The sequence below is a fragment of the Nocardioides sp. NPDC057577 genome, from assembly GCF_042801335.1.
Lineage (GTDB): Bacteria > Actinomycetota > Actinomycetes > Propionibacteriales > Nocardioidaceae > Nocardioides.
This window is the reverse complement of sequence record NZ_JBHVGB010000238.1, coordinates 1-7,338: the sequence shown is the minus strand read 5'-3', so window position 1 is coordinate 7,338 and position 7,338 is coordinate 1. Positions and strand designations below refer to the sequence as shown.

Annotated in this window: 6 protein-coding genes; 5 read left to right on the top strand and 1 reads right to left on the bottom strand. The window is 70.6% G+C overall.

Annotated elements, in window-relative coordinates:
* The 5 genes from ACFU7D_RS27655 to ACFU7D_RS27635 form a co-directional block, all read left to right on the top strand.
* On the top strand, positions 1-1,172 hold a 1,172-nt coding region (locus ACFU7D_RS27655; RefSeq protein WP_378873374.1), incomplete at its 5' end, for a PASTA domain-containing protein.
* A 2-nt stretch (positions 1,173-1,174) separates the two neighbouring features.
* Positions 1,175-2,068, top strand: coding sequence for a deoxyribonuclease IV (locus ACFU7D_RS27650; protein WP_378873372.1), 894 nt, complete (start codon positions 1,175-1,177; stop codon positions 2,066-2,068).
* Positions 2,069-2,252: 184 nt separating this feature from the next.
* Positions 2,253-3,197 (top strand): hypothetical protein, encoded by a 945-nt coding sequence (locus ACFU7D_RS27645; RefSeq protein WP_378873370.1) that lies wholly within the window; start codon positions 2,253-2,255, stop codon positions 3,195-3,197.
* An 8-nt stretch (positions 3,198-3,205) separates the two neighbouring features.
* The gene (locus ACFU7D_RS27640) at positions 3,206-3,673 is read left to right on the top strand and encodes a GNAT family N-acetyltransferase (RefSeq protein ID WP_378873368.1); all 468 of its coding nucleotides are present in this window, start codon (positions 3,206-3,208) and stop codon (positions 3,671-3,673) included.
* 135 nt (positions 3,674-3,808) lie between these two features.
* Entirely contained in the window at positions 3,809-5,860 is a 2,052-nt protein-coding gene (locus tag ACFU7D_RS27635) for a family 20 glycosylhydrolase (RefSeq protein WP_378873366.1), read from the top strand.
* Between the two features lie 58 nt (positions 5,861-5,918).
* Here the strand turns inward: ACFU7D_RS27635 and ACFU7D_RS27630 are convergent, their stop codons facing one another.
* Positions 5,919-7,259 (bottom strand): class II 3-deoxy-7-phosphoheptulonate synthase, encoded by a 1,341-nt coding sequence (locus tag ACFU7D_RS27630; RefSeq protein WP_357337291.1) that lies wholly within the window; start codon positions 7,257-7,259, stop codon positions 5,919-5,921.
* Between the last annotated feature and the right edge of the window lie 79 nt (positions 7,260-7,338).

Genomic DNA, 7,338 nt, shown 5'->3' with positions numbered 1-7,338 from the left:
GGGCCGGCGCGCCCGACAAGGGCGCCGCCGGCACCGACTCCCCGGCACGGTCCCAGAACGAGTCCGGCTCCGAGACGACCGCGGTTCTGCCCGCGCTGGGCCTCGGCCCGTCGGGACCCTCAGGGCCGGCCGGACCGCCCGGACCTCCGCCGAATCGTCCCCCGGGTCCGCAGGGACCGCCTCCGGGCGTCGGGCTCCCCGCGGGCGCTCGGCTCTCGCTGAGCGAGCCCGAGGAGAACGTACGCATCGCGCCCACCCCCGCGCAGCCGAAGCAGCGCTGGAGCATGCCGGCGACGTGGAGGGGACCGATCGCGATCGGCGCCGCCGTCGTGGCCGTCGCGCTGGTGGCGGGCGGGCTGTGGTGGTTCATCGACGGCCGCTACGAGAGAGTGCCCTCGGTGGCGGGCCTGAGCAAGGCCGCGGCGACCACGCAGCTGCAGGACGCCGGCTTCGAGGTCTCGGCCAACACCGAGTTCTCCGACACCGTCGAGAAGGGCGTGGTGATCGACTCCGACCCCGGCCGCGACGACAAGGCGCTGCCCGGATCGACGGTCGAGATCAGCGTGAGCAGGGGCGTGGAGGAATACTCCGTGCCCAAGGTCAAGGGCATGCTCGCCGACGACGCCCAGGACGAGATCCGCGACCTGGGCCTCGGCGTCGGCGACCCGATCGAGAAGTTCAACGACAACGTCCCCGAGGGCCACGTCATCAACTCCCAGCCGCGCCCCGGCACCCTGGTGCGGCCCGGCAAGGCGATCGTGCTCGTGATCAGCAAGGGCCCGGCCCCGGTCGCCATCGTCGACTGGACCGGCCGCAGCGCCGAGCGCGCCAAGAAGTCGCTGGAGGCCGACGGTCTGAAGGTCGAGATCGAGGAGGAGGAGAGCCAGGAGATCCAGCCGGGCACGGTGCTCAGCCAGAGCCCCAACTCCGGCACCCTCCCCCGCGGCGAGACCGTGACCCTCGTGGTCGCCAAGGGCCCCGCAGCCGTTGCGGTTCCCAACGTCGTCGGAGCTGACAAGGCCACCGCCAGGCAGACCCTCGAGGCCGCCGGGTTCAAGGTCAAGGAGGAGCCGGAGGCCGGCATCAACCTCGGCCTCGGCTACGTGACCCGTCAGGAACCGGCGAGCGGCGAGGCTCCCTACGGTTCCGAGATCACGATCTGGCTGAACTGACCTTGACACTGAGAAACCCGATCGGCACCCACGTACAGGTCGGCAAAGGTCTCGTTGCCGGTGCCCTCGCCAACACCGACGCGGTCGGCGGCGAGACCCTGCAGATCTTCGTCGGCAACCCACGCGGCTGGGCGCTCTCGGCCGGGAAGCCGGCCGAGGACAAGGCGTTCCGGGCCGAGCTCGAGCGACGCGGCATGCGTGCCTTCGTCCACGCTCCCTACCTGGTCAACCTCGGCTCGCCGACCCCGGCGACGTACGAGAAGTCGGCTGCCCTGGTCGCGCACAACCTCCGCCGCGCTTCCGACATCGGCGCCGAGGGGGTCGTCATCCACACCGGCTCGTTCGTCTCGCCCGACGGCGATGCGAGCGAGAAGTACGCCGTCGCGATGAAGCAGGTGCGCGAGGCGCTGCTTCCTGTGCTCGATGAGATCTCCGCCGAGGACGCGCCCTGGCTGCTGCTGGAGCCGACCGCCGGGCAGGGGCGCTCGCTGTGTGCGGGCGTCGAGGACCTGCCGGCCTACCTGGAGGCCGTCGACTTCCATCCCAAGGCCGGGATCTGCCTGGACACCTGCCATGTCTTCGCCGCCGGAGCCCCGCTGGACGAGCCCGGTGGCGCCACCGCGTGCGTCGACCGGATCGTCGAGATCGGCGGCCCCGGCCGGCTCCGACTGATCCACGCCAACGACTCCAAGGACGTACGCGGCAAGCACCTCGACCGCCACGAGCAGATCGGCCGCGGCCACATCGGCACGACGGCTTTCGAGGAGCTCTTCGCGCATCCGGCGACCGACGGAGTCCCCTTCATCCTGGAGACTCCCGGCTCTCGCGACGCGGACAACCCCGATATCCCGCTGCTCCGCGATCTGCGGGCATCGGCCCAAGGTCAAGGCCGGTGACCTAGGCTTGGGAACGCACGGGAGTGATCTTCGACGCCATGGGGGTGGCATGAGCAGCTGCGCACAATGTGGACACCGACTGTCCGATGAGCCGGCGTGCCCGATGTGTGGTCTCGAGGTTGCCAAGGAGCCCGACCCAACAGCCGAGGCTGACTCCACCGATGTAGAGGAAAGGACGCCACCCGTGTCCGCTGCTGAAGCTGACGACGAGCCCAACGAGTCCACCGTGATCCGCAAGCGCGTCGAGTCGACCGCCCCGGAGGCCGTCGAGGACGTGCCGGACGCGGAGCAGACCTCACTGAGCCTGCCTCGGATCAGCGCCTACGGCGACGACGACAGGCCGGGCCCGGCATCGTCGGCGGCCTCCACGGCTCCGAACGACGAGCCCACCGAGCGCACCTCGAGGCGCCAGGCGCCCTCCGTCGAGGAGAAGCTCGACACCGACGACGAGCCCGACGGGACCACCGTGGTCCGCCCGGCGTACGCGCCGCCGACCGCCCCGCCGCCGACCGCCCTGCCGCCGACCACTCCGCCGCCGGCGCACGAGCCGGCCGCCGCGGAGCAGGCCGTGATCCCCGAGCCCTCGCCCATCCCGGACCCCGCGCCCATCCCGGAGCCGACCCCGGTCCCGGAGCCCGAGCCGGTCCCCGACCCGGAGCCGACACCCGACCCGACCCCGGAGCCGGGTCCCCTTCCTGAGCCCGTCCCCGAGCCCGAGCCGGTCTCCGAGGCCACGGTCGAGGCGGCGTACCAGCCCTTCGTCCAGCCCTCCGGGATGCTCGTCCAGGAGTCGCACAACGGGCAGGCCCGCCACTGGGCGCCGCCCCAGGAGCGGGAGACCGTGGACGACCAGATCCACGAGACCGAGCCCGCCTACGCGACCGGCTATGCGGAGGACGCCTACGCCACCGAGAACGCCGGCGACTGGCAGACCGGCTACGGCTACGTCGGCGAGCAGGAGCCGCTCGAGCAGGACTTCGGCGACTACGGCGCGCAGCAGGAGTACGTCTCCTCGCTGATGGCCACCGAGGCCGAGGACAACCCCTCGACCTGGATCGTGCTGCTGTGGGTGGGCGCGATCTTCATGATCGTGATGCTCGTGCTCGGCATCTGGCTGATGACGCTGTAGCAGCCTAGATGCCGAGAATCATCGTCGCCGAGATCCGCAGCGACGAGCAGCGCGCTCTTGCGCTCGACGTCTGGCAGGCAGCCAACGCCGCCCGCCGACGCACCGCCACCGAGGCCCGGATCCGCCGGGTCCGCGACAAGTTGGACGCCGCCGAGCTGGCGCTGCTCGCCCACTACGGCGCCCGTCCGGCAGGGATGCTGGTGGCCGAGACCTACCTCGTCGACGGCGTACCCCTGCCGGGCTACGGCCACATCTCGATGGTCTTCGTCGACCCCGCCGTCTGGGGCTCCCACGTCGGCACCGAGATGATCCGCGACCTCCAGTCACGCGGCTGGGAGGGCCTCAGCGTCTGGACCCGCACCGACAACCGGCGCGCCCAGCGCCTCTACGAGCGCACCGGCTTCACCGACACCAGCAACCGCAGCATCCTCCACGACGGCGACGAGATCATGCAGCTCGCGTGGGCAAGGGGCTGAGCGCCGGGCGAGAATTAATTTGTTGAGCGAATTTACGAAATACCCTGTCGGGCCGGCCGGCGCGTCACTACGCTCGCCGAGAGCAGCACAACTTCTTGATACTCGCCGCGTCGCCGCGGCAGAGAGGAATGTTGAATGTCTCGCTCGATACTCGCCGCAGCTGCCGCTCTGAGCCTCGCCGGCTGCCTCGTCACCATGGCTGCCCCGGCTGCCACCGCATCCGTCCCCACCTCCGCCTCCGCTCCCGACACCCCTGTCCCGGGCCTGGTCCCGCTCCCGGTGCAGGTCACCGAGCAGTCCGGCCCCGACTTCGTCCTCACCCCTGGCGCGCGCATCGTCGCCCGCGGTGAGGCAGCCGCGGTCGGGCGCCTGCTCGCCACCACACTCCGTACGTCGACCGGCTACGCCCTGCCGGTCGTCTCCACGCGCCCGAAGCCCACCGATCTGCAGCTGGTCATCGACCCCGGCGCCGACTACGGCCAGGTGGCGGGCAACCCCGAGGCGTACGCGCTCTCCTCCGGCCGCTCAGGTCTGCGGATCATCGGGGCGACCCGGCACGGGCTCTTCAACGGCACCCAGACGCTCCGCCAGCTGCTCCCGGCCTTCGCCGGTTCGCCCGTACGCGTGCACCAGACGTGGAGCGTACCGGCGGTGAAGGTCCTCGACGCGCCGCGGTTCGGCTACCGCGGGATCATGCTCGACGTCGCCCGGTCGTTCCAGACCGTCGACGAGGTCAAGCAGATCATCGACGCCGCCGCCTCCGCCAAGCTGTCGGTCCTGCACATCCACCTGGCCGATGACCAGGGCTGGCGCATCCAGATCACCAACGAGGGACGCGCGGCCGGCGATGACATCGACTACACGGCGCTGACGCGGGAGTCGGGCGGCACGGCGGTCACCTCCAACCCCTACCAGGCCCTGGACGGCCACACCGGCTACTACACCCAGGCCCAGTACCGCGACCTGGTCGCCTATGCCGCCGAGCGCGAGATCGAGATGGTCCCCGAGGTCGACATCCCGGGCCACACCAACGCGGCGCTGCACGCGATCCCGCAGCTCAACACCGCGGGCTCGAGCCACACCGGCACCGCCGCGGAGCCGGTGGCGCCGGTCAACAGCACGATCGACGTCGGCTACTCCTACCTCGACCCGTACGCCGAGGTCAGCTACACCTTCGTCCAGCACGTCTTCGCGCAGCTCGCCGAGATGACCCCCGGCGACTACCTGCACATCGGTGGCGACGAGTCGCACGCGATGACCGCACGCTACGGGCACCAGGGCTATGTCGACTTCGAGAAGCGAGCCGTGGACATCGTGCACGACCTCGGGAAGCGGACGCTGGGCTGGAACGAGTACTCGGAGACGACCCTCACGCCTGGCGACGGGGTGCAGTACTGGGCCGGCTCGACCGACTTCGCCAAGCGCGCCATCACCGAGGACGGCGCCAAGCTGCTGGTCTCACCGGGCAACAAGTCCTATCTCGACATGAAGTACAACCCCAAGACGCCGATCGGGCTGTCCTGGGCGTGCTCGGGCTCGTGCGACTTCCCGGACTACTACGCCTGGAGCCCCGAGAACGTCATCCCCGGGGTCGGTGACGACGACATCCTGGGCACCGAGGCGCCGCTGTGGTCGGAGACCGTCCGTGGCGTGAGCAACGCGGAGTTCATGATGTTCCCGCGCGCCCTCGCGCACGGGGAGGTCGGCTGGACCCAGGAGTCGCTGCGCGACGGGGCCGACTTCGCCCGCCGGGTCGCCGACGTCGGCACCCGGCTCAACACCGCCGGCACCAACTTCTACGACGGCCGCCACGCCGCCTGGTCCACCGCCGTGACCGGCACCGATGCGGTCGTACGCCACGGCTCCTCGGCCACCATCGCGGCAGGTCTGCTCGCCGCACCGGGCACGAAGACGGACGGATCCACGGTCGCCGTCGACGCGGCCGACGACGCCGACGGCCTGGGCGGCTCCGCGCTCACGGGCGCGCTCGGCGCGACGGTCCGCTTCGGTGACGGCACCGCCGGCGTACCCGCGACCTTCACCACGACCACCCCGCGCGACGGGCTCCACGCCGCGGGCGTCTACCGGATCAGCGCGTCGCACCGCTATGCGCGCCCGGGCACCTATCACGGCACGGTGACAACCTCGGACGGCCGCACGGCCACGTTCACGGTCAGGGTCCGCTGACCGATCCCTGCAGCCGGCGCGTCCTGCCTCGCAGGGCGCGCCGGTTCGGCGTGCGGGACTACTTGTTGCGGAGCATCTCCGCGACCTGGAACGCCATCTCCAGCGACTGGACGCGGTTGAGGCGCGGGTCGACGACGCTCTCGTAGCGGTGCACGAGGCCGGCCTCGTCGAGCTCCTCGCCGCCGCCGATGATCTCGGTGACGTCATCGCCGGTGTTCTCGACGAGGATGCCGCCGGGGACGGTGCCGAGGGCGTGGTGGACGTCGAAGAAGCCCTGGACCTCGTCGAGGACGTCCTCGAAGCGGCGGGTCTTGTAGCCGTTGGAGGTGGAGAAGGTGTTGCCGTGCATCGGGTCGGAGATCCAGGTGACGTTGACGCCCTCGGCGGTGATCTTCTCGACCAGCCCGGGCAGCCCGTCGCGCACCTTCCCCGCGCCGAAGCGGGTGATGAAGGTGAGCCGGCCCTCCTCGTTCTTCGGGTTGAGCTTGGCGGCCAGCGCGAGCGCGTCGTCGGGGGTCGCGGTGGGGCCGAGCTTGCAGCCGATCGGGTTGTTGAGGTGGCGGAAGTACTCCACGTGGGCACCGTCGAGCTGACGGGTGCGCTCACCGATCCAGACGAAGTGGCCCGAGACGTTGTAGGGCGTCTCGGTGCGGGAGTCGATGCGGGTCATGGCGTGCTCGTACTCGAGCAGCAGCGCCTCGTGGGAGGAGTAGAAGTCGACCCGGTGGAACTCCTCCGGGTCGGCGCCGATGGCCTCCATGAACGCGATCGCGCGCTCGATCTCGGAGCCCATCGCCTCGTACTTCGCGCCGACGGGCGAGTTGCGCACGAACTCGGAGTTCCAGGTGTGCACCTGACGCAGGTCGGCGTAGCCACCGGTGGTGAACGCGCGCACGAGGTTCAGGGTCGAGGAGGAGGCGTGGTAGACGTCCAGCAGCCGCTGCGGGTCGGGGATGCGGGACTCGGCGGTGAACTCGAAGCCGTTGACGGCGTCGCCACGGTAGGCCGGCAGGGTCACCCCGTCGCGGGTCTCCATGTCGGAGGAGCGCGGCTTGGCGTACTGCCCCGCGAGGCGGCCGATCTTCACGACCGGGACGGAGGCGGCGTACGTCAGGACGACGGCCATCTGCAGCAGCACGCGCAGCTTGTTGCGGGTGTTGTCGGCGGTCGCCTCGGCGAAGACCTCGGCGCAGTCGCCGCCCTGCAGGATGAACGCCTCACCACGGCCGGCCGCGGCGATCGAGCTCTTGAGCTGGTCGCACTCCCCCGCAAAGACGAGCGGCGGCTGGTTCCTCAGCTTCTCGACCGCCGCGGCCAGGGCGACCGGGTCTGAATAGGTCGGCTGCTGAAGGGCTCCGATGGCGTGCAGCTGCTCGAGGGAGGGGAAGGCGTCGTTCACGAGCCTCAGGGTACGCGGATCACCCGGTTGTTACGAAGTCATCTCAGACACGGCAGGGCCGGCGTACGCCCTCATCAGC